20 protein-coding genes, 4 tRNA genes and 1 pseudogene are annotated in these 23,466 nt (G+C 62.8%); 15 read left to right on the plus strand and 10 right to left on the minus strand.

Going from position 1 to position 23,466, the window contains the following annotated elements:
• Nucleotides 1-49 precede the first annotated feature (49 nt).
• Nucleotides 50-2,410 carry a PAS domain-containing protein gene (locus KFF05_07365; GenBank protein UTW53163.1) on the minus strand — a complete coding sequence of 787 codons (2,361 nt, stop codon included), beginning with the start codon at nucleotides 2,408-2,410 and terminating at the stop codon, nucleotides 50-52.
• Between the two features lie 251 nt (nucleotides 2,411-2,661).
• Between KFF05_07365 and KFF05_07370 the strand changes: the two genes are divergently transcribed.
• A complete protein-coding gene (locus KFF05_07370) occupies nucleotides 2,662-3,297 on the plus strand; it encodes a transglutaminase-like cysteine peptidase (protein UTW53164.1) in 636 nt (211 codons plus the stop codon).
• A gap of 17 nt (nucleotides 3,298-3,314) precedes the next feature.
• On the opposite strand, the gene KFF05_07375 is transcribed toward KFF05_07370, so the two are convergent.
• A complete protein-coding gene (locus KFF05_07375) occupies nucleotides 3,315-3,509 on the minus strand; it encodes a hypothetical protein (protein UTW53165.1) in 195 nt (64 codons plus the stop codon).
• Nucleotides 3,510-3,636: 127 nt separating this feature from the next.
• Between KFF05_07375 and KFF05_07380 the strand changes: the two genes are divergently transcribed.
• Both KFF05_07380 and KFF05_07385 read left to right on the plus strand, forming a co-directional pair.
• Nucleotides 3,637-5,241 carry a peptide chain release factor 3 gene (locus KFF05_07380; protein UTW53166.1) on the plus strand — a complete coding sequence of 535 codons (1,605 nt, stop codon included), beginning with the start codon at nucleotides 3,637-3,639 and terminating at the stop codon, nucleotides 5,239-5,241.
• Nucleotides 5,238-5,879 carry a gamma-glutamylcyclotransferase gene (locus KFF05_07385; GenBank protein UTW53167.1) on the plus strand — a complete coding sequence of 214 codons (642 nt, stop codon included), beginning with the start codon at nucleotides 5,238-5,240 and terminating at the stop codon, nucleotides 5,877-5,879. The genes KFF05_07380 and KFF05_07385 overlap by 4 nt, the downstream gene beginning before the upstream one ends.
• Nucleotide 5,880: 1 nt before the next feature.
• Here KFF05_07385 and KFF05_07390 read toward each other — a convergent pair whose 3' ends face one another.
• The 3 genes from KFF05_07390 to KFF05_07400 form a co-directional block, all read right to left on the minus strand.
• A complete protein-coding gene (locus tag KFF05_07390) occupies nucleotides 5,881-6,210 on the minus strand; it encodes a DHCW motif cupin fold protein (GenBank protein ID UTW53168.1) in 330 nt (109 codons plus the stop codon).
• Between the two features lie 2 nt (nucleotides 6,211-6,212).
• Nucleotides 6,213-7,127 (minus strand): DMT family transporter, encoded by a 915-nt coding sequence (locus tag KFF05_07395; protein UTW53169.1) that lies wholly within the window; start codon nucleotides 7,125-7,127, stop codon nucleotides 6,213-6,215.
• Nucleotides 7,128-7,227: 100 nt separating this feature from the next.
• Entirely contained in the window at nucleotides 7,228-8,130 is a 903-nt protein-coding gene (locus KFF05_07400; protein ID UTW53170.1) for a DMT family transporter, read from the minus strand.
• A gap of 159 nt (nucleotides 8,131-8,289) precedes the next feature.
• Here KFF05_07400 and KFF05_07405 point away from each other — a divergent pair, with 159 nt between their 5' ends.
• Nucleotides 8,290-9,657 (plus strand): MATE family efflux transporter, encoded by a 1,368-nt coding sequence (locus tag KFF05_07405; GenBank protein ID UTW53171.1) that lies wholly within the window; start codon nucleotides 8,290-8,292, stop codon nucleotides 9,655-9,657.
• Nucleotides 9,658-9,663: 6 nt separating this feature from the next.
• Here KFF05_07405 and KFF05_07410 read toward each other — a convergent pair whose 3' ends face one another.
• From KFF05_07410 to rlmB, 5 genes are all read right to left on the minus strand, one after another.
• Nucleotides 9,664-10,008, minus strand: a complete 345-nt coding sequence (locus KFF05_07410) for a TraR/DksA family transcriptional regulator (GenBank protein UTW53172.1) — start codon at nucleotides 10,006-10,008, stop codon at nucleotides 9,664-9,666.
• A 32-nt stretch (nucleotides 10,009-10,040) separates the two neighbouring features.
• Nucleotides 10,041-11,801, minus strand: a complete 1,761-nt coding sequence (locus tag KFF05_07415; protein ID UTW53173.1) for an arginine--tRNA ligase — start codon at nucleotides 11,799-11,801, stop codon at nucleotides 10,041-10,043.
• 125 nt (nucleotides 11,802-11,926) lie between these two features.
• Nucleotides 11,927-12,002, minus strand: a tRNA-Thr gene (locus KFF05_07420).
• Between the two features lie 130 nt (nucleotides 12,003-12,132).
• Nucleotides 12,133-12,618, minus strand: a complete 486-nt coding sequence (locus tag KFF05_07425; protein UTW53174.1) for a hypothetical protein — start codon at nucleotides 12,616-12,618, stop codon at nucleotides 12,133-12,135.
• A gap of 89 nt (nucleotides 12,619-12,707) precedes the next feature.
• A complete protein-coding gene (gene rlmB, locus KFF05_07430) occupies nucleotides 12,708-13,556 on the minus strand; it encodes a 23S rRNA (guanosine(2251)-2'-O)-methyltransferase RlmB (protein UTW53175.1) in 849 nt (282 codons plus the stop codon).
• A 185-nt stretch (nucleotides 13,557-13,741) separates the two neighbouring features.
• Between rlmB and KFF05_07435 the strand changes: the two genes are divergently transcribed.
• From KFF05_07435 to rpoB, 11 genes and pseudogenes are all read left to right on the plus strand, one after another.
• A tRNA-Tyr gene (locus KFF05_07435) sits at nucleotides 13,742-13,827 on the plus strand.
• A 181-nt stretch (nucleotides 13,828-14,008) separates the two neighbouring features.
• Nucleotides 14,009-14,082: transfer RNA gene (locus tag KFF05_07440), tRNA-Gly, on the plus strand.
• Nucleotides 14,083-14,197: 115 nt separating this feature from the next.
• Nucleotides 14,198-15,387, plus strand: a pseudogene (gene tuf, locus KFF05_07445) (elongation factor Tu).
• Nucleotides 15,388-15,472: 85 nt separating this feature from the next.
• A tRNA-Trp gene (locus KFF05_07450) sits at nucleotides 15,473-15,548 on the plus strand.
• A 97-nt stretch (nucleotides 15,549-15,645) separates the two neighbouring features.
• On the plus strand, nucleotides 15,646-15,843 hold the full coding sequence (gene secE, locus KFF05_07455; GenBank protein ID UTW53176.1) for a preprotein translocase subunit SecE: 198 nt from the start codon (nucleotides 15,646-15,648) through the stop codon (nucleotides 15,841-15,843).
• A gap of 3 nt (nucleotides 15,844-15,846) precedes the next feature.
• Nucleotides 15,847-16,377, plus strand: coding sequence for a transcription termination/antitermination protein NusG (gene nusG / locus KFF05_07460; protein UTW53177.1), 531 nt, complete (start codon nucleotides 15,847-15,849; stop codon nucleotides 16,375-16,377).
• Nucleotides 16,378-16,525: 148 nt separating this feature from the next.
• Nucleotides 16,526-16,954, plus strand: coding sequence for a 50S ribosomal protein L11 (gene rplK / locus KFF05_07465; GenBank protein ID UTW53178.1), 429 nt, complete (start codon nucleotides 16,526-16,528; stop codon nucleotides 16,952-16,954).
• Between the two features lie 5 nt (nucleotides 16,955-16,959).
• Nucleotides 16,960-17,658, plus strand: coding sequence for a 50S ribosomal protein L1 (gene rplA, locus KFF05_07470; GenBank protein ID UTW53179.1), 699 nt, complete (start codon nucleotides 16,960-16,962; stop codon nucleotides 17,656-17,658).
• Nucleotides 17,659-18,026: 368 nt separating this feature from the next.
• Nucleotides 18,027-18,548, plus strand: a complete 522-nt coding sequence (rplJ, locus tag KFF05_07475; protein UTW53180.1) for a 50S ribosomal protein L10 — start codon at nucleotides 18,027-18,029, stop codon at nucleotides 18,546-18,548.
• Nucleotides 18,549-18,603: 55 nt separating this feature from the next.
• Nucleotides 18,604-18,984 (plus strand): 50S ribosomal protein L7/L12, encoded by a 381-nt coding sequence (gene rplL / locus KFF05_07480; protein ID UTW53181.1) that lies wholly within the window; start codon nucleotides 18,604-18,606, stop codon nucleotides 18,982-18,984.
• A 309-nt stretch (nucleotides 18,985-19,293) separates the two neighbouring features.
• Nucleotides 19,294-23,457, plus strand: a complete 4,164-nt coding sequence (gene rpoB / locus KFF05_07485) for a DNA-directed RNA polymerase subunit beta (protein UTW53182.1) — start codon at nucleotides 19,294-19,296, stop codon at nucleotides 23,455-23,457.
• Nucleotides 23,458-23,466 lie beyond the last annotated feature (9 nt).

Here is a 23,466-nt window from a genome sequence, read left to right on the forward strand (position 1 = left end):
TTCTTGTGCGTTGAGAATGCCGGTTGCCCGTTAAGCGCCGGCCTATTGCCTATAGTTCCGGTTTGTCCGATGCCGGTGGGTCGCGGAAGTGTGCCCACTTTTCGATGCCGCCGCGGTTTTCCAGGAAATTCATCAGGGCGCTGACTGGACGATGGTCGAACTTGCTGCCTGTTTCCTGCATCAGGATGTCGATGACTTTGCGGAACTCCATGGCGGGCCGCCAGGCACGGGCGCTGGCCATGCCGACGAAGGCATTGGCGACGGCCAGAACCTGCGCCGTCGGAATGATGCGGTCGCCGGAGATATGGAAGCGGCCGGTGCCGTCCCAATGTTCACCCATGTGCAGCACGGTCTTGACCACCGGGCCCTCGAAGGTGACGTCCTTCAGCAGGTCGGCGGTGACAAGGTAGGTCGAGGCCAAAAGCTCGCGTTCTTCATCCGTCAGGTTACCGGTCTTGGTCAGAACCTCGGGCGGCACGAAGATCTTGCCCAGGTTCATCAGGCTGCCGGCGATGTCGACGGTATGGACTTCCAATTCGGAGAGGCCCATTTCCTCGGCGATCTCGCGGGCGACCTCGGCTGTGCGGGTTGAATGGTTGGCGGAATAGGGATCGCGGCGGTCGACCACGCTGACCAGGGTGTCGATCAACTGCCGCATCATGCGTTCCGACCGGCGGCGTTCGCGGGACAGTTCGGAAATGTCTTCCAGCACCATCAGAACGCCCGGCGGATAGTCGCGGTCGCCACGCAGCGGGATATGGTCCGACTTGATGACATGAATGGCGCTGATGTCGTCCGGGTCCGCATCCGGGTCCGTGAAGGACGAAATATGCTGTTCGCGTTCGAAGGTGCGCAGCACGCCGTTGTTGATCTCGGCCAGGCGTTGCGCTTTTACCGGCCCCATGACACTGGCCATGGACTTGCCCATCATGTCTTCGGCGCTGATCCCGGCCGCGCGGGCGGCCGGTGCATTGGCGAAGGTATAGGTGGTGTTGCCGTCGACGGCGACGATCTCCGTCGGCTGGCTGTCGGTCACCACCTTCATGAACTTGGACATGTTGGAAAAACGCTCAAGCGCCACCTTCATGTCGGCCATGGCCTGCTTGGCGCGGACCGACGCCCCATGGGCCCAGACGGCGAAGAACGACACCGAAACGCCGCCGATAATCAGCAGCAGAACGATCAAGGTCGTGCGCAGACGGGTTTCCGTGGATGCCAGGGCTTCCTCGGTCGTGACCTTGCGGACCAGGACCCAACTCGGCACGTTGGCGATGGCGCGTGAGGTGACGAGCACTTCCGCGCCGGCGTAATCGCGTTTTTGGGCGAAACCGCCCGTTTTTTCCAGCGCATAAGCGGCGGCCAGGTCCGGCGTATCCATGGCCATCTGGCGTTCGAAGGCCTTGCTGCCGTCGGCCAGCGGGGTCAGGTATTCGACCGTATTGCCGACCTTGCGGGCGATGAAGCTTTCCGATGTCTTGGACAGTTCGCCTGGCTGTTTCAGGCGTTTGAAGAGGTCTTCGTCGACGATCTTGATGCCAATCACGGCGCCGATGGCCTTGGCGCCGGTGCCTTCCTGCAACTTGAAGATCGGCAGCACGAAGCCCATGGTCGGCTCGTTGGTCGGGCCCTTGAAAATGTCGATGATCGCCGGGTCGCCCTGCAGGGCCTGACGGACGGCATCGCGGATGCGCTTGTTCAGGGGCGGCATGTCGGGGGTCGAGACGATGGCGTTCAGGTTGGTGTCGATCAGGCCGATACCGGCGACGCCAGGCCGTTCGATGTTGGCGGCGATTTCGCCCACGGGGGGCGGCGCCTTGAATCCCGAACGTTCGGCGGTGGCGATCAGCAGGTTGCGCAGGAACCCGACGGAGGCCGAACTGCTGGCGTTCGAATCCAGGGCATCCAGGGGATCGGCGAGGGGGGCGGGAGCCGTTTCGGCTGCAGCCTTGTCCTTGCCGTCCGTCCCGTCCGTCAATTCCGACGACAGGGCGGCGCCCAATTCGCTGCCCAGGGTGTCAAGGGACGGAATGGCGGTTACGCCGCCGCCCTGCCCAACGGGGGCCGTGGCATCCTTCTTGGCACCGGCGGAGGCTTCGGACAGGTAGAGCTGCAGCGAGGCGTTCTGCGTCAATTCGCGCATATGGCCGAACTGTTCCTCAACCCATTGGTTGACCGCGGCGGCGCGGAAATCGGCAACGATGCCCAGGCGGACCTGCCAATTCAGGCGGTCACGGTCGCGTTCCTTGTCGATGAACTGCAGGGTGAAATGAATTGATACCGCGATCGCCAGGGCCGTCGCCGCCAGGATGGCCAGCGCGACCTTGTTGAATTCGCGCTTCGCCTTCTTTGGCTTGGGCTCGCCTGCGGGCGTCTCGGTATCGGTCGTTTTGTTTTCGGCTGCTTCCGCCATGGTGCTCCCCAACGGGCGGTTTCTCTCGCGCGTTCGAGGCATATTAGAGACTTAACCCCTTGCAGCAAAGTCGTTTTCCGACCCTGTGAGCGAGATCACGGCGGCGTCGCCCTGCAAAAGGCTAGGCTGCGCGTCGTCCAAGTTGGCCGGCTGTGCGCGAGGCGATATAATCAAGGGTGGGTCCGCAACGGATGCCGGATGGAAGAAAGACAGTGATAATCCTGCGTTGCATTGGTGTTCTGCTTCTTACGATGACAGCCGTCGCGGCCCTGCCCGTGGGGGCTCTCAGCGCCTCCCCGCAGCCCAGCTTCTTCAATACCAAGGAAGTCCAGTCCGACGACCTCAAGGCCTTCACCAAATGGTTGGGGGCGCTTGAGCGGTTCAGCCAGGCCCGGAAAAGCAACGCGCCGGTGAAATGCTATCCCGGACCCGGACAGATGCAGATCTGCGGCAATGCGGAATGGATCGAATTCCTGAAAAGCGTCAAAGGCTTGAATAAGCTGGACCAGTTGCGTCAGGTCAACGAACGCATGAACAAGGCGACCTACGTCCAGGACAAGAACAATTGGGGCCAGAACGATTATTGGGCCACGCCGCAGGAATTCATGGCCCGCTTCGGCGATTGCGAGGATTACGCGATCATGAAGTACCTGTCCCTGCGTATGCTGGGCTGGGACGACAACGATCTGCGCGTGGTCGCGGTCAAGGACCTTAACCTCAAGGTCGGACATGCGATCCTGGTTGTCTACATGACGGCGAAGTCGGGGGAACGCATTCCGCTGGTTCTCGACAACCAGATCGGCTCGGTGGTCAAGGCGTCGTCAATCCGCCATTACCAGCCGGTGTTTTCCATCAATCAGAAATTCTGGTGGCGCCACCTGGGTTAAAACCGAGGCTGACCGGGTCAATCGCGCCGGGGCCCCGTGCGCCGGGGGGCGCTGCGCCGGGCGGCTGTCCGGCGTTCTTCCTGGCGGCGGTCGTCCTGGCCCGGAGGCGGGCCTTCCTTGGTCTGACGGCGGTCGCTGTCGCGCCGTTCCTCCGCGCGGCGGTCATCGCCGCGTCGATCCGTACCCTTGCGGCGTTCGTCTTCAGCCGTCATCTTGATTGTTTCCCTTTGTCTTGCCGTCCTATGTTGGGCGGCTTTCCTGATGTTCAGCTTAGAAAAATCAACCCGTGAGGCCAAGGATTTCTAGTGGAATTCGGCGACTTGAGATAAAACACGGCCCATGACGACCGAACCCAAATTGCCCCCATCGGTGGCTCGCCGCCGGACCTTTGCCATCATCTCGCACCCTGATGCCGGTAAGACCACGCTGACGGAAAAGCTGCTGCTGTTCGGCGGCGCCATTCAGGAAGCCGGCGCCGTCAAGGCGCGGGGGGAGCGCCGCCGCGCGCGCTCGGACTGGATGAAGGTGGAGCGGGAGCGTGGAATCTCGGTCGCGTCGTCGGTCATGACTTTCGATTATCAGGATAAGACCTTCAACCTGCTGGATACGCCGGGCCACGAGGACTTTTCCGAAGACACCTACCGCACCCTGACCGCCGTCGATAGCGCCGTCATGGTGATCGACGCGGCCAAGGGGATCGAGGCCCAGACGCGCAAGCTGTTCGAGGTTTGCCGCCTACGCAACGTGCCGATCATTACCTTTATCAACAAAATGGACCGCGAGGCCCGTGATCCCTTTGACCTGATGGACGAGGTCGAACAGGCTTTGGCGCTGGACGTCACGCCGGCCAGCTGGCCCATCGGCATGGGCCGCAATTTCCTCGGCTGCTACGACTTGTTCAAGGACCGCCTGGTCCTGATGGAACGCTCCAAGGGCGAGAAACCGGACGAGGGCGAGGCCTGCGAGGGGCTGGAAGACCCGCGCCTCGACGCACTGCTGCCGGAACATGCGGTCAAGCAACTGCGCGACGAAGTCGACATGGCGCGCGGTCTACTGCCGGAATTCAATCTCGAGGCTTACCGTGAAGGTCACATGACACCGGTCTATTTCGGCAGCGCCTTGAATAATTTCGGGGTGCGCGAAGTGTTGCAGGGCTTGGGCCAACTGGCCCCGCCGCCGCGCCGTCAGCATACCCGCGACCGCGACATCGACCCGGCGGAAAGCAAGGTGTCCGGCTTTGTTTTCAAGATTCAGGCCAATATGGACCCGAAACACCGCGATCGCATCGCTTTCATGCGGATCTGTTCAGGCAAGTTCACGCGCGGCATGAAGATGAAGCATGTGCGCACGCAAAAGACCCTGACCATCCATAATCCCGTGCTGTTCCTGGCTCAGGATCGGGAATTGGCCGAGGAGGCCTGGGCCGGCGATATCATCGGCATCCCCAACCACGGCAACCTGCGCATCGGCGACGCCCTGACCGAGGGAGAGGACCTTGTGTTCACCGGCATCCCCAACTTCGCGCCGGAATTGCTGCAGAAGGTCCGCCCGGCGGATCCCATGCGTGCCAAGCACCTGGGCAAGGCCCTGCAGCAATTGGCGGAAGAGGGCGTCGGCCGGGTGTTCAAGCCGACCATGGGGGCGGACTGGATCGTCGGTGTGGTCGGCGGGTTGCAGTTCGATGTGCTGGCCGACCGCATCCGCACGGAATACGACGTGCCCGTGCATTTCGAACCGACGGAGCTTTATACCGCACGCTGGGTCGATGCCGACACGCCGCAGGCCATGAAGACTTTTATGGATGCCAACCGCACGAGCATGGCCGAAGACCACGAAGGCACGCCCGTGTTCATGGCGCGCAATGCCTGGCATCTGAACCACACCCAGGAAAACGCGCCGGGCATCCATTTCCACCGCACCAAGGAAAACGCGGGCGAACTATGACCGACGGCGGCGCAGACCCCTGGGCCAACCGCGGCCCCAAGATCAAGATGACCCCGGAACAGAAGGCGGCGGGGATTAAACGCATCCTGGCCGAACGCCCCAAGGGTGAGCCGTTCCGGGTGTTCGCCTTCGGATCGCTGATGTGGAATCCGGAATGTTGCGTCGCCTCGACCTTTGCGGCGACGGTTCATGACCATCAGCGCCGCTTTCAGATTTGGTCGACACGCGCGCGCGGCACGGACGACCAGCCGGGCCTGGGCCTCTGCCTGGTGCCGGAACCGGGGCAGGTCTGCAAGGGGCTGGTTCTGGAACTGGACGAAGACGTGTTGGCGGAAGACCTCAAGCGTCTGTGGGACCGGGAACAGAATTCCGGCGTGTATCGGCCGACTTGGATCACGGCGGACAGCCTTGACGGTCCGGTCCAGGTGATGACCTTCGTCGTGATTCCTGATCATCCCCATTTCGTGCCGCCCTTGCCCAGGGACACCATGGCCGAGATCATGTGCAAGGCCGTGGGCCGCTACGGCACCAATCATGATTATCTGGTGCGCCTGCTGGAGACCCTGGAAGCCCTGGGCGTCGAGGATCCCGACTTGGCCGACCTGGATGCCTGTATCAAGGCCAAGGCTGCAGGCTGACTCAATCGACGATGAATAGCGTGGCCCCGGTCGCCGTCGATGACCGATGGGGCTCGGCGTTGTCGGCGACCTGATAGCTCATGCCCGGCGTCAGGATGAAGGTCCGGCCGTCTTCCAGTTCGGTGTGCAACTCACCTTTGATGCAGAACAGGATATGGCCTTTGACGCACCAGTGATCGGCCAGGTATCCCGGGGTGTAGTCGACCATACGCACGCGGATGCCACCGAAGGTCTGGGTCCGCCAATAGGCGGATCCGGTCTCTCCCTTGTGTTCCGTGCGCTCAACCGCCGACCAGTCGGTGGTGCCGAAGGGAATGTCGCTCATCTGCATGGCTAGGGCTCCCGCCGTTTCACGACCTTTTCGCGGTGGTAGATGTAGATCCCCGATCCGACGATCACGGCCGCGCCGACGAACGTCCAGGCGTCCGGCCATTCTCCGAAGAACAGAAACCCGGATGCCGCCGCCCAGATCAGGTTGGAATAGGTGAAGGGCGCCACGGTCGCGGCCGGGGCCAGGGTGAAGGCCTTGATCAGCGCGAAGTGGCCCAGCGTGCCGAACATCCCGGCGCACAGCAGCATCCCCCAGCCCAGGGTCGGCAGAGGGGTCCAATAGAACGGTACGGCGGTGCTCATGATCAGCGCACCCAACAATGCCGAATAGCACAGCGTGGTCAGCACGCTTTCGCTGTGGCTGAGAAAGCGGGTTGAAACCTGATAGACGCCGTGGGTCGCGGCGGCGACCAGGGGCAGCAGGGCTGCCAACTGCATGGCGTCACCGCCCGGGCGGATGATGATCATGGCGCCGGCGAAGCCGATCACCACGCCGGCCCAGCGGCGCGGGCCGACCCGTTCCTTCAACAACGGCACGCTGAGCGCCGTCACAACCAGGGGGGCCAGCATCATGATGGCACTGGCCTCGGCGATCGGCACGTACTTGAGGCCGGTGAAGTAGAGGCCGGTGGTCACCAGCAGCAGCAGGGAGCGCACAAGCTGCAGGCCCAGGTTGGGGGTAACCAGCAGGCGGCGCAGGCGGGGGAACAGGATCACCGCCAGTACGGCGACCTGAAAGAAATAGCGGCCCCACACGACCTGGACCACGGAATGGGTCTTCACAAGTTCCTTGGCGATGCTGTCCATGGACACGAAACAGGCCATGGCGACGATCATCCACAACACGCCCTGGCCCGCATGGCCGTCGGCGGCCGTGGGCGGGCCGGGGGACGGCGACGGTGCCGATTGCTGGTTCATGGCGTCTCAGGGCCTGGAGGGCGGCGGAAGTGCGGTTCTGTCATGGCGGTGCGCGGGCCCGCCGTCAATACGCCTTTGGCGCAGGGCGGGGTTGCGGCGGCTAGGTCCTTTGCCCGGCGGCCCGTTCCCGCCGCCACACGTAAATGCCCGATGTGACGATAACCGCCGCTCCCAAGGCGGCCCAAACGTCCGGTCGTTCGCCGAATACGATGAGTCCGACCAGGGCTGCCCATAGCAGATAGGAATAGGTATAGGGGGCTACCACCGCCGCCGAGGCCCTGGCGAGGGACTGAATCAGGGCGTATTCGGCGATGATTCCCGCGATCCCCGCCGCCGCCAGAAGCCCCCATTGCGCGGGTGCCATGGGAGCCCAATGAAAAGGCACGATGGGGGTCATGATCAGCGCGCAGAATAGGACGCTGTAGGTCAGGGTGGTCAGCACGCTGTCCTCACGGGCGACGAAGCGGGTGACGACCTGATAAAGCGCATGCAGCAGGGCCGCCGCCAGCGGCAACAGCGCGGCGACCTGCATGGCCTCGGTCCCCGGGCGGATGATGATCATGGCGCCGAGAAAGCCCGCGGCCACCCCGGCCCAGCGCCGCAGCCCGACCCGTTCCTTCAGGAACGGCACGGCCAGGGCGGTGAAGGCGAGGGGGGCGAGCATGGCGATGGCCCCGGCCTCGGCCAGCGGCACATGGCGCAGGCCCGTGACGTAGCAGACCGAGGTCGCGACCAGAAGCGCCGCGCGCAGCGCCTGCAACCCGACCTGTCGGGAGGGCAGTAGGCGCGGCAGGCGCCGGGCCATGACGGTGCACAAGACCACGGCTTGCACCACATAGATTCCCCAGACGACCTGCAGGGGGGCTTGCGTGCGGACAAGATGCTTTGACAGCGAGTCCATCACCGTGAAGGCGAACATCGCCGCGAGCATGCACAGGATGCCGATACGGACGTCCGTGGCGGTGCCGGATTGGCTGGAGGCGGTCGCGGGTTCTGCGGTCATCGGAAAGCATCCCAAGGGTAGCGGATCATCGTGGCCGCGCAGTTTCGGTGCCGGTGGCGGTGCCGTCAACGCCCGGGCACGGCAAGGTGTGATGCCTTAGAATCCACAGTCCCGAATTAACGCTGTCCTGTGCCGTCACGCGGGGTAAAAGGGGCGGCCATGTATGAAGCCCCGATCCGCCCCGGCGAAACCTGGTTCGCCGCCCGCCTGCGCCGCCATCTGGGCGAATTGATCCGCTTGGCGGTGCCGACGGTCATTTCGCGCTTCGGCGTGCTGATGATCGCCCAGGTCGATGCCGTCATGGTCGGTCACGCGGCGACGGCGGAATTGGCCTATCTGAACATCGGCAACGCCGTGGTTATCAACATCATCGTCGCCTGCATGGGCTTGCTGCTGGGCACCCTGGTCATGACCTCCAACGCTTTCGGGGCGGAAGATTACCGCGCTTGCGGGGCGGCCTGGCGGCGCTCCCTGCCCATGGCCGTCGGCCTGGGGCTGATCGGCTTGACCATCGCCTGGCAGGGCCGGGATCTGATGGAAATTCTCGGCCAGACCGGCGAGCTTGCCGCCGGCAGTGGTGCGGTCGCTCATATCATGGGGCTTGGCGTACTGCCGGTGCTGATCTTCCTGACCACCAACTTCTTCCTCGAAGGTCTGCGCCGCCCTTTGCCGGGCATGGTGCTGATGTTGCTGGCCAACCTTTTGAACGTGGGGCTCAACTGGGTGTTCATCTACGGTGTGTGGGGGCTACCTGCCATGGGGGCGGAGGGGGCGGCCTGGGCAACGACCATCGTGCGCTGGGCCCTGGCGATTTCGATCGTCGCTTACGTGTGGTGGTTGCCGGACCGTGACCGCTTCGGTCTGCGCGCACCCGACCCTGATCCCGCGGCGGGCCGAACGCAGCGGCGCATCGGCTACGCCACGGGCCTGGGCATGGCGGCGGAATCGGCGGCCTTCACGGCGATGATTTTATTTGCCGGCTGGCTTGGCGAATTGTCCGCGGCGGCCTATGGGATCGCCTTCAACCTGTTGGCCCTGTTCTTCATGGTCGCCATCGGCATCGGCGGCGCGACCAGCGTGCGCGTCGGCATCGCCTTCGGACGGCGCGACCGGGCCGATATGGAACTGGCGGGCTGGACCGGCCTGGGCGCCAATACGGTGCTGGCCGGCTGTATCGGTCTGTTGATCTTTTTCCAGGCGGATGTGCTGGTCGGTTTTTACACGGCCGATCCGGCCTTGATCCCGATAGCGCGCTCCCTGGTCGTGGTCGTGGCAGGGGTTTTGGTGCTCGACGGCGGTCAGGCGGTGATGGCACAGGCCCTGCGGGGGCGGCGCGATGTGTGGGCGCCCATGGTCTGCCAGCTCGCCTGCTACGGCGGCGTCATGGTGCCGGTTGCCTATTGGGTGGCAATTCCGTTGGGTTACGGAGTTCAGGGGCTGATTTGGACGGTGATGGGGGCCAGCGCGATCTCGGTCATTCTGCTGGCCGGGCGGTTCCGCCTGCTGGCCCGCCGGCCCCTCGGTTAGCAGACGTCAGGCGCAATCCACGCAAGTCGGCGTCGACGGATCATGGTCCAGGCGCTTGGCGGGGATATCCTCGCCGCAGGACACGCAGTACCCGTAATCGCCTGCATCCATGCGCTCCAGCGCTGCGCGGGCGCGCGCCTTTTCCGAGCGGCGGCGGTCGGCGGTGGCCTCCTGCATGGCCTGAACCTGCAGGGCATCCATGCGCGACAGGCGGCCCTGGGTGGTTTGGTCCAGTTCCACCGGCCGGCGTGATTCCTTGGTCATGGAATCGAGGGCGTCCAATTCGCCGATCAGCGCTTCCAGGCGCGCGCGGTATTGGACAAGCTGTTTCTTGGTGAACGGGCTTTTCATACCCCGATGTTAGCCCAGATCAGGGCAGGGCGTCAGCGCAGTTCTTCGACCGGCGTCACGCCCAGGACATCAAGGCCAGACGCGATAATCGTCGCCGTTGCCTGCACCAGGGCCATGCGGGCGCGTGAGATTTCAGGCGTGTCTGCCTGGATGAAACGCAGGCTGGTGTCGTCCTTACCCATGTTCCACAGGCCGTGGAAGGCGGAGGCCACGTCGTTCAGGTAAAAGGCGACACGGTGCGGTTCGTGGGCTTCCGCCGCCTGTTCGACGATGCGCGGCCAGGCGGCCATGATCTTGACCAGATCCAGTTCCGCCGGATCGGCAAGCAGGGACAGGTCGGCCTTGGCCAGGGCCTCGGCCGAGGTGTCGAGCCCCGCCAGTTCGTCGGGGGCGGAGCGCAGCACCGAGCGGCAGCGTGCATGGGCGTACTGCACGTAGAACACCGGATTGTCGCGCGACTGTTCGACGGCCTTGGCCAGATCGAATTCCATCTGGGTGTCGCTTTTGCGCGTCAGCATCAGAAAGCGCACGACGTCGCGGCCGACTTCGTCGATCAGGTCGCGCAGGGTCACGAAGTTGCCGGCGCGCTTGGACATGCGCATGGGCTCGCCGTTTTTCATCAGGTGCACCATCTGGCACAGTTTGATGTCCAGTTCGGCCTTGCCCTCGGACACGGCGGTGACGGCCGCCTTCATGCGCTTCACATAGCCGCCGTGGTCGGCGCCGAAGATGTCGATCATCTGCGTGAAACCGCGCTTGAACTTGTCCAGATGGTTGGCGATGTCGTTGGAGAAATAGGTCCAGGACCCATCGGATTTCTTCAACGGGCGGTCGATATCGTCGCCGAACTGGGTGGCGCGGAACAGGGATTGGGGTCGGGGCTCCCAATCGTCGGGCGCGGGTTTGCCCTTGGGGGGCTCCAGCACGCCCGTATAAATCAGGCCGCGGTCGGCGAGCGTTTGGTAGACCGCATCGACGGCGCCGGCGGCGACCAGTTCCTTTTCCGAGGTATAGACGTCCTGCTGGATACCCAGCGCCGCCAGGTCTTCCTTCACCTGGGCCATCATGCGCGCCACGGTGAATTCGCGGACATGAGGCAGCCAGGTGTCCTCGTCGGCGGTGAGCCACTTGTCACCGTCGGCTTCGGCCAAAGCCTGGCCCACGGGGATCAGGTATTCGCCCGGATACATGCCTTCGGGGATTTCGTCTACGGTCTCGCCCAAGGCCTCGCGGTAGCGCAGGTAGGCGGAACGGGCCAGGGTCTCGACCTGGGCCCCGGCGTCGTTGATGTAGTATTCCGTGGTCACGTCGTAGCCGGCTTTCTTCAACAGCCGCGCCAGAACGTCGCCGACCACAGCCCCCCGGGCGTGGGCCACGTGTAACGGTCCGGTCGGGTTGGCGGAGACATATTCCACGTTGACCTTGCCGGCGGTCTTGCCGAAATCGGAATCGCCGTAAGCCGTGCCCGTCGTCAGGATTTCCGCCAGCCGCGCGTGCCAAAAGTCATCGGCCAAACGCATGTTGATGAAGCCGGGCCCGGCGACCGCCGTTTCCGTGACCTCGGGCAGGGCGTCCAGCTTGGCCGCCAGTTTGTCCGCAATGTCGCGGGGCTTCATACCCGCGGGCTTGGCCAGGACCATGGCCGCGTTGGTGGTGATGTCACCATGGCTGGTGTCACGCGGCGGCTCGACCGTAAGGCGCGTGGTGTCCAATCCGGCAGGCAAGGCGCCTTCGGCGATCAGGGCGCCGATCTGGCGCGTCACTTCGGCCTGGAAATGCTGGAACAGGTTCATGGCTCGTCCGGTCCGGAGAAGGCTTAAGGGAAAGGTTTGGGCGCCTCTAGGCGCGCCGGGTTTGTCCCAGAATTGCCCAATGGGGTCAATAGGCGCGGTCGATGAGGCGGCGTTATCGGGAAAGCTGGTGCCGGCTGCAGGATTCGAACCCGCGACCCCCTGATTACAAATCAGGTGCTCTACCAACTGAGCTAAGCCGGCTAAGACGGCGATACTTGGTTCCTGGCGCCTTTTCGTCGAGTGTCGACCCGCGAGCCGACATGGCGTGCCCGTCTTGCGCGCCACGTATACTCTCAAGCCGCCTTTCGGCACAAGCGCGGAACGCCCTTGCTCAGGGGCCGAACAGGCTGCCCAGGCCTTTCTTCTCCAGCCGCTTCAGGGCCTCCGGGGAATACCAGACCACGCCGACGATATGGTTGACCGACCGGCCATCATCCGACAGCGGCAGGCGCAGGATGGTATGGGTCTGGGTGAGGCCGCTTTCGAGCGCGAAGCCGAGAACATGAGCGCAGGCCGTGCGATTTTCGCGGATCTCCAGGTGTTGTTTGCGCAGATCCTCGGCGAGTTCACGGGGGGACAGATCGTAAGGGCTTCTGCCGGTCATGTCCTTGCCGTGGATCAGCGTCATCTTACTGCCCCAAAAGCGATATTTGTTCGTGTTCACGTCGTCGAACACGTCGATCACCAGCGTTGTCGGCAAGACCCGCGGCGGCAGAAAGTGCATTTCGAATTGGGACCAGGGACAAGCCAAATCTTCGCCGCCCCGCGCGCGCCAGTGGTCCAGCACGTCGGTCAGCGGCGCCGTCAAATCAGACAACGGCAACCTTTTGCGAAACACCGCTTCGCTCTTCCCCCAAAGAAGGCGGGGTTTCCCCCCTTATTAGAACTTCGCGATATGTACGCCTATTAGCTGCCGGGAGGCAAGACCGGACGTCGCCGGGCGGCTTCATAGAGGGCGACGGCCGCCGCATTGGACAGATTCAGGCTTTCCATGGCCGATTGAATGGGAATCCGGACCAAAAGGTCGCAATGCTCTTTGACCAGACGGCGAAGGCCGGCACCCTCGGCGCCCAAAACCAGGGCGATGCGCCCGGACAGGTCGGCGTCGCCGATCAGCGTCTGGGCCTCGCCATCCAAGCCGAGACACCAAAATTCGCCCGCTTGCAGTTGTTCCAGGGCGCGGCTCAGGTTGGTGGCGACGACCAAAGGCACGGTTTCGAGCGCGCCTGAGGCGGTCTTGGCCAGGGTGCCCGTGGCTTCCGGCGCGTTGCGGTCCTGAACGATCACCGCCAGGGCGCCGAACGCTGCCGCCGAGCGCAGGATAGCGCCCACGTTGTGCGGGTCGGTGGCCTGATCAAGCACCAGAACCAAGGCATTGGCCGTATTGGCTACTTGGGCGCAGATGTCTTCGATCGCCGGCGTGTCCAGGGGCTGGGCCAGCACGGCCAAGCCCTGGTGCACGGCGCCCTGAGGCAATAGGGCGTCGATGTCCCGCCGGTCCAGGGTTTCCGGGGCCGGACGGTCCGGTGGGGCTCCCTTGTCGCGGAGTGCCGCGGTGACCTCGTCGGCCTGGCCAGGGGCCGCGACAATGCGGGAAATGGCACGGTTGGGGTTCAGGAGAGCCGCAAGGGCGGCGTGGCGACCGTAAATCCAGGTCGCACGGCCGGCGCCGCGGGGGGCGTGGCTGTCCTGGGGTTTCGCCCGGGAACGGGCCTTGGGGTGGGGCTTGCGCTTGCTCATGGGGGGATTTAACATGAAACCACAATTGAAGTCTGCTGGAAGCCTCTCTTGATTAAGAGAAGGGGAGGGGCCTGCGGGCTATTTTACTATGTTTTGGCGTTGACAACCGGTTGCTATTCCTCGTATTCCCACGGTCCGTCCGGCGTGCCGGTCGGGCAGATTTCACCGTGGTGCTGCGAAATTCCGGAGAACGGGTCCCAGGAGGGGTGCCCGAGTGGCTAAAGGGGACGGGCTGTAAACCCGTTGGCGTATGCCTACGTTGGTTCGAATCCAACCCCCTCCACCATCTCGTTGCCGGGGGTTGGCGTATCGAACCGGGGCCTGGGTCCGGTTGGTGAACTGCCAGGATGACAGGTGCGGTGAGCGGATAAGACGACGTTTAAGAAGAGTGCGGTGCGGCGAATAGAAATAGTTGAACTCAAGTCCCATGTTAGGGCGGACGGGCTTGCAAGGCGGCGCGACGCCAAGCGGGTGTAGCTCAATGGTAGAGCAGAAGCCTTCCAAGCTTACGACGGGGGTTCGATTCCCCTCACCCGCTCCAACCTTTTTGGCGGCGTGACCCGGCAAGGGGACAGCAGGAGCATTTTCAAGGCGCTTTCGGGCGTCGAGCGATACCAAACAGTTCTCACGTAACACCAGACAGACGAGACCGAACAATGGCGAAAGAGAAGTTTGAACGTAATAAGCCGCACTGCAACATCGGCACGATTGGCCATGTTGACCACGGCAAGACATCGTTGACGGCGGCGATCACGAAGGTGCTTGCGGAGACGGGCGGCGCGACGTTTTCGGCGTACGACCAGATCGACAAGGCCCCGGAAGAGAAGGCGCGCGGGATCACGATTTCGACGGCGCACGTTGAATACGAGACGGAGAACCGCCACTACGCGCACGTCGATTGCCCGGGTCACGCGGATTATGTGAAGAACATGATCACGGGTGCGGCGCAGATGGACGGTGCGATCCTGGTTGTGTCGGCTGCTGACGGCCCGATGCCGCAGACGCGCGAACACATCCTTCTGGCGCGTCAGGTCGGCGTTCCGGCGCTTGTCGTGTTCATGAACAAGGTCGACCAGGTCGACGACGAGGAGCTTCTGGAGCTCGTCGAGATGGAAATCCGCGAGCTTCTGTCGTCCTACGACTTCCCGGGCGACGACATTCCGATCGTCAAGGGCTCGGCCCTTGCGGCGCTGGAAGACAGCGACAAGGCGACCGGTCACGACGCGGTTCTGGAGCTGATGAAGGCGGTTGACGACTACATTCCGCAGCCGGACCGTCCGAAGGACCAGCCGTTCCTGATGCCGATCGAAGACGTGTTCTCGATCTCGGGCCGCGGCACGGTTGTGACGGGCCGCATCGAGCGGGGTGTCGTGAAGGTCGGCGAGGAAATCGAGATCGTCGGCATCAAGGACACGACGAAGACGACCTGCACGGGCGTTGAAATGTTCCGCAAGCTTCTGGATCAGGGCGAAGCGGGGACAACGTGGGTGTGCTGCTGCGCGGCACGAAGCGCGAGGAAGTCGAGCGCGGCCAGGTTCTGGCCAAGCCGGGTTCGATCACGCCGCACACGAAGTTCGATTGCGAAGCCTACATCCTGACGAAGGATGAAGGCGGGCGTCACACGCCGTTCTTCTCGAACTATCGTCCGCAGTTCTACTTCCGCACGACGGACGTGACGGGCACGGTTGAACTGCCGTCCGGCACGGAAATGGTCATGCCGGGTGACAACATCTCGATGGTCGTCAATCTGATCGCGCCGATCGCCATGGACGAAGGCCTGCGCTTCGCCATCCGCGAAGGCGGCCGCACCGTCGGTGCCGGCGTCGTTTCCAAGATCATCGAATAAAGGAACGGGGCCGACTATATAGAGCAAGGTCACCTGGCTGGCGCCCGGACCCGTGGTTCAGGCGCCGGATGACCGAAGCGGCTTTAGGGGTATAGCTCAGTTGGTAGAGCGGCGGTCTCCAAAACCGCAGGTCCCGGGTTCGAGCCCTGGTGCCCCTGCCACTTTCGAGGGGGCTGTTTCGGCGGATCTTGCAGACAGCCCCGTCGGCGTACGAACAAGGCGAAGAAGCCTTACTTAAAAGAAGTCGGATAAACACTTATGGCAAAAACCAACCCGGCCCAGTTCATCCAGGAAGTCCGCCAAGAGGCGGCGAAGGTGACCTGGCCGTCGCGCAAGGAGACTGGCGTTTCCACCGCCATGGTCTTCGTCATGGTGATCATCGCCGCGCTGTTTTTCCTGGTCGTTGACCAGGTTTTGCAGTTCGGCATTCGCCTTGTCTTCGGACTGGGGGGCTGATCCATGGCACTGCGCTGGTACGTCGTTCACGTTTATTCTGGCTTCGAAAAGAAGGTCGCCCAGTCGATCGAGGAGCAGGCCCGTCAGGCCGGGATGGAGGAACTTATCCCTCAGGTCCTGGTGCCGACGGAAGCCGTCGTCGAAATGCGCCGGGGGGCGAAGATCAACGCGGAACGCAAGTTCTTCCCGGGTTATATCCTGGTCGAAATGGACCTGACGGACGAAACCTGGCACTTGGTCAAGAACACGCCCAAGGTTACCGATTTCCTGGGTGGCAAGGGTCGGCCCGTGCCGATTTCCGAGGCCGAGGCCCAGCGTATCCTGTACCAGGTCAAGGAAGGCGTCGACCGGCCGAAGCCGAGCGTCACCTTCGAAGTGGGCGAGCAGGTCCGGGTGTGCGATGGGCCGTTCAACTCGTTCAACGGCATGGTCGAGGAAGTCGACGAAGAGCGCTCGCGGGTTAAGGTCGCGGTCAGCATCTTCGGACGCGCCACGCCCGTCGAATTGGAATACAGCCAGGTCGAAAAAGTATAGACCCGGCAATAATTTAACCGCGTGGGAGGCCCGCCATTGGCCGTACCACGCTCTTCAGGCCCCCAACGGCATCGAATGTCGTCGGGGGCGTAACCCGGCCAAGGGGGCGATGCTCCGGACGGCCATTTGAAAGACTGAGGATAGAGAAATGGCGAAGAAGATCGCGGGGCTGATCAAGCTCCAAATTCCGGCGGGGCAAGCCAACCCGTCACCGCCTGTCGGGCCGGCGCTCGGCCAGGCCGGCCTGAACATCATGGAATTCTGCAAGGCGTTCAACGCACAGACGCAGAACATGGAACCCGGCATGCCGATTCCGGTGGTCATCACGGCCTACGGCGATCGCACGTTTTCGTTCGTCACCAAGACGCCGCCGGCCAGCTTCCTTTTGATGAAGGCCGCCAAGCTGCAGAAGGGCGTCAACAAGCCGGGCCATGAAAGCAAGGGCAGGGTGACCATGGCGCAGCTGCGCGAAATCGCCGCCGTGAAGATGGCCGACCTCAACACCACGGACGTGGAAGCCGCCTGCCGCATGTTGGCCGGCTCGGCCCGCTCCATGGGCATGGAAGTGGTGGAGTAGGAACGATGGCACGTAAATTCGGAAAGCGCCTGCGCTCTGTCGCAGAAGGCATCAACCGGGACGAAGCGCTCGACCTGGATGTCGCGGTGAAGATGGTCAAGGCTAACGCCACGGCCAAATTCGACGAAACGATCGAACTGGCTATCAACCTGGGCGTCGATCCGCGCCATGCCGACCAGATGGTCCGTGGTATGGTCGCGTTGCCGCACGGTACGGGCAAAAGCGTCCGCGTCGCCGTGTTCGCCAAGGATGCCAAGGCCGAGGAAGCCCGCAAGGCGGGTGCCGATGTGGTCGGTGCCGAGGACCTGATGGAAGCCGTGCAGAACGGTCAGATGGATTTCGAACGCGTCATCGCGACCCCGGACATGATGGCCATCGTCGGCCGCCTGGGTAAGGTTCTGGGCCCGCGCGGCCTGATGCCGAACCCCAAGCTGGGTACGGTGACCCCGGATGTCGCCGGCGCCGTCAAGGCGGCGAAGGCCGGTCAGATTGAATTCCGCGTCGAAAAAGCGGGCATCATCCATGCCGGCGTCGGCAAGGCGAGCTTCTCGGAAGATCAGATCCGCGAGAACATTGCCGCCTTCGTCAACGCCATCAACCGGGCCAAGCCGTCGGGCGCGAAGGGCACGTACATGCAGCGTGTCAGCCTGTCGTCGACCATGGGCCCGGGCGTGAAGATCAACGTGGCCAGCTTCGCCCTCTAGGGCAGGCGGCCGCGATTTAAGAATTTCCGCCAACCGGAAGCAATTCCGGGGACGCGGAAAGGGAAGGGATCCAGGGCCTTGATGGCTTGTCGATCCCGACCCACCTGTCCCAGACAGTAGGCGCTCCCTTGATTTGGAGGGGGCTTAATGGGGAAACCCGCCTGCCGAGACAGTGGTGAAACCGTTTTCCTGCGGGTGCCCTGATTGGGGGCCGGCAGTTGAGCGGCTTGAACGACTGCACTGGACAGGCGAGCTGGTCTTTGTTTTGGACCGCCCGCCGGGCGGCCGCGAGGCAAAGGCCTTAGGTGCAACGGTTCGGCCTGTGACCTTCAGGGGTGGCAGTCCGGATCAACTACTGGAGACGATCCGTGGACCGATCAGACAAAGAACAATTGGTTGCGTCCCTCAAGGATGCGTTCAACGAGACGAATCTCGTCGTTGTCACCCACTATTCCGGGATGACCGTGGCCGAGATGGGTGATCTCCGCGACCGCATGCGCGAGGCCGGGGCCAAGTTCAAGGTGACGAAAAACCGGCTCACGCGTCTCGCCCTAGAAGGAACGCAGTTCCAGGGCATCAGCAATCTGTTCACCGGTCCGACCGCGATGGCGTATTCGCAGGACCCGGTGGCAGCCGCCAAAGCGGCGGTCGAGTTCTCCAAAAAGAACGAAAAGCTGGTGCTTGTTGGTGGTGCGCTTGGCGAAAAGGAACTTGCTGTCGACGACATCAAGGCCCTGGCCACGCTGCCGTCGCTGGATGAACTGCGCGCCAAGCTCGTCGGTATGCTGAATACCCCGGCAACCCGTATCGCCGGTGTGCTTCAGGCCCCGGCGGGTCAGGTTGCCCGAGTCATTTCGGCTTATGGACAAAAGCAGGGCGAGGCGGCCTAACCGAGCCTCCTGATCAATACCGATTACAACCGTTCAAGCCGTAGGAGATTTTACAATGGCAAACCTCGAACAACTCGTTGAAGACCTGTCCGGCCTGACCGTCCTTGAGGCGGCCGAACTTTCCAAGCTGCTGGAAGAAAAGTGGGGCGTTTCCGCCGCTGCTCCGGTGGCTGTCGCCGCTGCCGCGCCGGGTGCCGGCGCTGGTGCCGAAGCAGCCGAAGAAAAGGATGAATTCGATGTCATCCTGGCCGCTGCCGGCGAAAAGAAGATCAACGTGATCAAGGAAGTCCGCACCATCACCGGCCTGGGCCTGAAGGAAGCCAAGGACCTGGTCGAAGGCGCGCCGAAGCCCGTCAAGGAAGGCGTGAAGAAGGACGAAGCCGAAGCACTCAAAAAGCAACTGGAAGAAGCCGGCGCCACCGTCGAGCTGAAGTAGTTTCTTTTTACTGAACATCGGGCGCCGCTCTGACGCCCGGTGACGAGTTCGGACCGCGGTGGGGCATTAACAGCCTCCCGCGGTCCACCCGACTAAACCTTGTCCGCCCGTATCAGGTCTTGCCGGGACCGGGAAAGTGGATAAGGGGCCCCGCCGGGCCATCGGTCATGTGGCTGTCTCCCCGACACCTGACCGCGTCCGGATCAAGAGCAGGGCCAAGGCAATCGGTCACGGCGGCCGAATGTCGAGGGGCGACCCCGTCGGAGATCCGGCCGGGGACACATATTTTGTACGTCGTGAGGTCATTCAATGCCCAATACGTTTACCGGTCGCAAGCGCATTCGGAAGGATTTCGGCCGCCTGCAGTGCGTCGCCGAAATGCCGAATCTGATCGAAGTCCAGAAGACGTCCTACGAACAGTTCCTGCAGCGTGAAACCAAGCCCGAGGACCGGACCAATACCGGCCTTCAGGAGGTCTTCCGCTCCGTCTTCCCGATTCAGGATTTCTCAGAGCGCGGCACCCTTGAATTCGTCCGCTACGAGTTCGAGGAACCGAAGTACGACGTCGAGGAATGCCAGCAGCGCGGCATGAACTTCGCGGCCCCCTTGAAGGTGACCCTGCGCCTCGTGGTCTGGGACGTCGACGAGGAAACCGGCGCGCGGTCCATCCGGGACGTGAAGGAACAGGACGTCTATATGGGCGATATGCCGCTCATGACGTCCAACGGCACGTTCGTCATCAACGGCACCGAACGTGTGATCGTGTCGCAGATGCACCGTTCGCCCGGCGTGTTCTTCGATCACGACAAGGGCAAGACCCATTCGTCGGGTAAATACCTGTTCGCCGCCCGGGTGATCCCCTACCGCGGTTCCTGGCTGGACTTCGAATTCGACGCCAAGGATCTGATCTACGTGCGCATCGACCGCCGGCGCAAGCTGCCGGTGACGACGCTTTTGATGGCGCTCGACAACGACGTGACGGAACTGCTGCGTGAAACCCGCGCCGAGGAAGGCAAAACCCTCGATGCGCAGGAAACCTTCGGCATGTCGGCCGAGGACATCCTGGCCTATTTCTACGACAAGGTCGTGTTCGAGCAGGTCAAGGACGGCTGGAAGACGCCGTTGGACGCCGAACGCATGAAGGGTCAGAAACTGACCAGCGATCTGGTTAATGCCAAGACCGGCAAGGTCGTGCTTGAAATCGGCACCAAGATGACCGCGCGCACCATTGCCAAGTTGGAATCCTCCAAGGTTGAGGACATCCTGGTGCCGGCGGAAGACCTGATCGGCCGCTACATTGCCGAGGACCTCATCAACGAGGAAACCGGCGAGGTCTATATCGAGGCCGGTGAGGAAATCACCGAGGAAGTCCTGGCATCCTTCACGGAAGCCAAGATCACCAAGGTTCCGACCCTGTCGATCGACCACATCAACGTCGGTCCGTACATGCGCAACACGCTTGCCGTGGACAAGAACTCGTCCCGGGAGGAAGCGCTGATCGATATCTATCGGGTCATGCGCCCGGGTGAGCCGCCGACGCTGGATACCGCCGAAGCCCTGTTCAAGGGACTTTTCTTCGATTCCGAGCGTTACGACCTGTCGGCCGTCGGCCGCGTCAAGATGAACGCGCGCCTTGGCTTCGAGACCGAGGACACGGTTCGCGTCCTGCGGCGCCAGGACATTCTTGAGGTCGTGCGTACCTTGCACGAACTGAAGGACGGCCGCGGTGAAATCGACGACATCGATCACCTGGGCAACCGCCGGGTGCGCTCGGTCGGCGAACTGATGGAAAACCAGTACCGCATCGGCTTGCTGCGTATGGAGCGCGCGATCCGCGAACGCATGTCGTCCGTCGATATCGACACCGTCATGCCGCACGATCTGATCAACGCCAAGCCGGCGGCCGCCGCGGTGCGTGAGTTCTTCGGCTCGTCGCAGCTGTCGCAGTTCATGGATCAGACCAACCCGCTGTCGGAAGTGACCCACAAGCGGCGCCTGTCGGCCCTCGGGCCGGGCGGCCTGACCCGCGAACGTGCCGGTTTCGAGGTGCGTGACGTTCACCCGACCCATTACGGCCGCATCTGCCCGATTGAAACGCCGGAAGGCCCGAACATCGGTCTGATCAACTCCCTGGCAACCTATGCCCGGGTCAACAAATACGGCTTCATCGAAACCCCGTACCGCAAGGTCGAGGCCGGTAAGGTCGCCTCTGACGTCGTGTACATGTCGGCCATGGAAGAAGGGCGCTACGTGATCGCCCAGGCCAACGCCGATCTGGACAAGAACGGCAAGTTCGTCGACGACCTGGTCAGCTGCCGCAAGGGCGGGGACTTCGTGATGGTCCGCCCTGAAGACATCGATTACATCGACGTCTCGCCGAAGCAGCTTGTCTCGGTCGCCTCGGCGCTGATCCCGTTCCTGGAAAACGATGATGCCAACCGCGCGCTCATGGGCTCGAACATGCAGCGTCAGGCCGTTCCGCTGATCAAGGCCGAAGCGCCTCTGGTCGGAACCGGCATGGAAGCACCGGTTGCCCGTGATTCGGGCGCCACCATCGTGGCGCGGCGCGGCGGAACCGTCGATCAGATCGACGCGACCCGTATCGTTGTCCACGCGGACGAATCGGAAAGCACCAGCGCCGACACCGGCGTCGACATCTACTACCTGAACAAGTTCCAGCGTTCGAACCAGAACACCTATCTGCACCAGAAGCCTCTGGTGAAGGTCGGTGACCGGGTCGAAAAGGGCGATACCATCGCCGACGGTCCGTCCACGGACCTGGGTGATCTGGCCCTCGGCCGCAACGTGCTCGTCGCGTTCATGCCGTGGAACGGCTACAACTTCGAAGACTCGATCCTGATCAGTGAGCGCATCGTGAAAGACGACGTGTTCACCTCGATCCACATCGAGGAATTCGAAGTCATGGCCCGTGACACCAAGCTGGGTCAGGAAGAAATCACCCGCGACATTCCGAACGTCGGTGAAGAAGCCCTCAAGAACCTGGATGAAGCCGGTATCGTGTACATCGGCGCCGAGGTCGAGCCGGGCGACATCCTGATCGGCAAGGTCACGCCGAAGGGTGAAAGCCCGATGACGCCGGAAGAAAAGCTTCTGCGCGCCATCTTCGGCGAAAAGGCCTCGGACGTGCGCGACACCAGCTTGCGCCTGCCGCCGGGCGTCAACGGCACGATCGTCGAAGTCCGCGTGTTCTCGCGCCGCGGCGTCGACAAGGACGAACGTGCCCTGTCCATCGAACGGTCGGAAATCGAACGCCTGGCCAAGGACCGCGACGACGAACGCCGCATCCTGGAACGGTCCTTCGAAGCACGCCTGAAGGCGCTTCTGGTCAACCGCAAGGCTGCTGGTGGTCCGAAGGGGCTCAAGGCCGGCACCAAGCTGACCGACAACGTCCTGTCGCAGTACACTGTCGGCCAGTTGGCCCAGATCGTGGTCGAAAACGACAAGATCATGAAGGACGTCGAGGCCCTCAAGACTCAGTTCGAGGAAGACATCGCAAAGCTGCAGGAACGCTTCGACAACAAGGTCGACAAGCTGCAGCGCGGTGACGACCTGAGCCCGGGCGTCATGAAGATGGTCAAGGTCTTCGTTGCCGTGAAGCGTAAGCTTCAGCCGGGCGATAAGATGGCCGGCCGTCACGGCAACAAGGGGGTCATTTCCAAGATCGTGCCGATCGAGGACATGCCGCACCTGGAAGACGGCACGCCCGTCGACATCGTGCTCAACCCGCTTGGCGTGCCGTCACGTATGAACGTGGGGCAGATTCTGGAAACCCACCTGGGCTGGGCCTGTGCCGGCCTGGGGCGCCAGATCGGCGGCCTGATGGAGGAAATGCACGCGACCAACGGCGACAACAAGAAGCTGAAGGCGTTGCTCAAGGACATCTACGGCAACGACGTCTACAAGTCCGATATCGCCGACTTGACCGACGAAGAGGTCGCGGAGCTGGGCACCAACCTGACGTTCGGCGTGCCGATCGCGACACCGGTGTTCGACGGTGCCCGGGAATCCGACATCGTCGACATGCTGCAGAAGGCAGGGCTCGATTCCTCCGGTCAGATGGTCCTCATCGACGGGCGGACGGGCGAAACCTTCGAACGCAAGGTCACGGTGGGCTACATCTACATGCTGAAGCTTCACCACCTGGTCGACGACAAGATCCACGCGCGTTCCATCGGCCCGTATTCGCTGGTCACCCAGCAGCCGTTGGGCGGCAAGGCGCAGTTCGGCGGCCAGCGTTTCGGCGAAATGGAAGTCTGGGCGCTCGAAGCCTACGGCGCCGCCTATACGCTGCAGGAAATGCTGACCGTGAAGTCGGACGACGTGTCCGGCCGCACCAAGGTCTACGAAGCCATCGTCCGAGGCGACGATACCTTCGAAGCCGGGGTGCCGGAATCCTTCAACGTGTTGGTGAAGGAACTGCAGTCGCTCGGCCTGAACGTGGAAATGAACTAAGCGCACTGA

This window comes from bacterium SCSIO 12827, assembly GCA_024397995.1.
Taxonomy (GTDB): domain Bacteria; phylum Pseudomonadota; class Alphaproteobacteria; order Rhodospirillales; family Casp-alpha2; genus UBA1479.

Excerpts from the sequence above, each read along its gene's own strand:
- KFF05_07365 (UTW53163.1), bottom strand. The coding sequence starts at position 2,410 with ATGGCGGAAGCAGCCGAAAACAAAACGACCGATACCGAGACGCCCGCA.
- KFF05_07370 (UTW53164.1), top strand. The coding sequence starts at position 2,662 with ATGACAGCCGTCGCGGCCCTGCCCGTGGGGGCTCTCAGCGCCTCCCCG.
- KFF05_07375 (UTW53165.1), bottom strand. The coding sequence starts at position 3,509 with ATGACGGCTGAAGACGAACGCCGCAAGGGTACGGATCGACGCGGCGAT.
- KFF05_07380 (UTW53166.1), top strand. The coding sequence starts at position 3,637 with ATGACGACCGAACCCAAATTGCCCCCATCGGTGGCTCGCCGCCGGACC.
- KFF05_07385 (UTW53167.1), top strand. The coding sequence starts at position 5,238 with ATGACCGACGGCGGCGCAGACCCCTGGGCCAACCGCGGCCCCAAGATC.
- KFF05_07390 (UTW53168.1), bottom strand. The coding sequence starts at position 6,210 with ATGCAGATGAGCGACATTCCCTTCGGCACCACCGACTGGTCGGCGGTT.
- KFF05_07395 (UTW53169.1), bottom strand. The coding sequence starts at position 7,127 with ATGAACCAGCAATCGGCACCGTCGCCGTCCCCCGGCCCGCCCACGGCC.
- KFF05_07400 (UTW53170.1), bottom strand. The coding sequence starts at position 8,130 with ATGACCGCAGAACCCGCGACCGCCTCCAGCCAATCCGGCACCGCCACG.
- KFF05_07405 (UTW53171.1), top strand. The coding sequence starts at position 8,290 with ATGTATGAAGCCCCGATCCGCCCCGGCGAAACCTGGTTCGCCGCCCGC.
- KFF05_07410 (UTW53172.1), bottom strand. The coding sequence starts at position 10,008 with ATGAAAAGCCCGTTCACCAAGAAACAGCTTGTCCAATACCGCGCGCGC.
- KFF05_07415 (UTW53173.1), bottom strand. The coding sequence starts at position 11,801 with ATGAACCTGTTCCAGCATTTCCAGGCCGAAGTGACGCGCCAGATCGGC.
- rlmB (UTW53175.1), bottom strand. The coding sequence starts at position 13,556 with ATGTTAAATCCCCCCATGAGCAAGCGCAAGCCCCACCCCAAGGCCCGT.
- secE (UTW53176.1), top strand. The coding sequence starts at position 15,646 with ATGGCAAAAACCAACCCGGCCCAGTTCATCCAGGAAGTCCGCCAAGAG.
- nusG (UTW53177.1), top strand. The coding sequence starts at position 15,847 with ATGGCACTGCGCTGGTACGTCGTTCACGTTTATTCTGGCTTCGAAAAG.
- rplK (UTW53178.1), top strand. The coding sequence starts at position 16,526 with ATGGCGAAGAAGATCGCGGGGCTGATCAAGCTCCAAATTCCGGCGGGG.
- rplA (UTW53179.1), top strand. The coding sequence starts at position 16,960 with ATGGCACGTAAATTCGGAAAGCGCCTGCGCTCTGTCGCAGAAGGCATC.
- rplL (UTW53181.1), top strand. The coding sequence starts at position 18,604 with ATGGCAAACCTCGAACAACTCGTTGAAGACCTGTCCGGCCTGACCGTC.
- rpoB (UTW53182.1), top strand. The coding sequence starts at position 19,294 with ATGCCCAATACGTTTACCGGTCGCAAGCGCATTCGGAAGGATTTCGGC.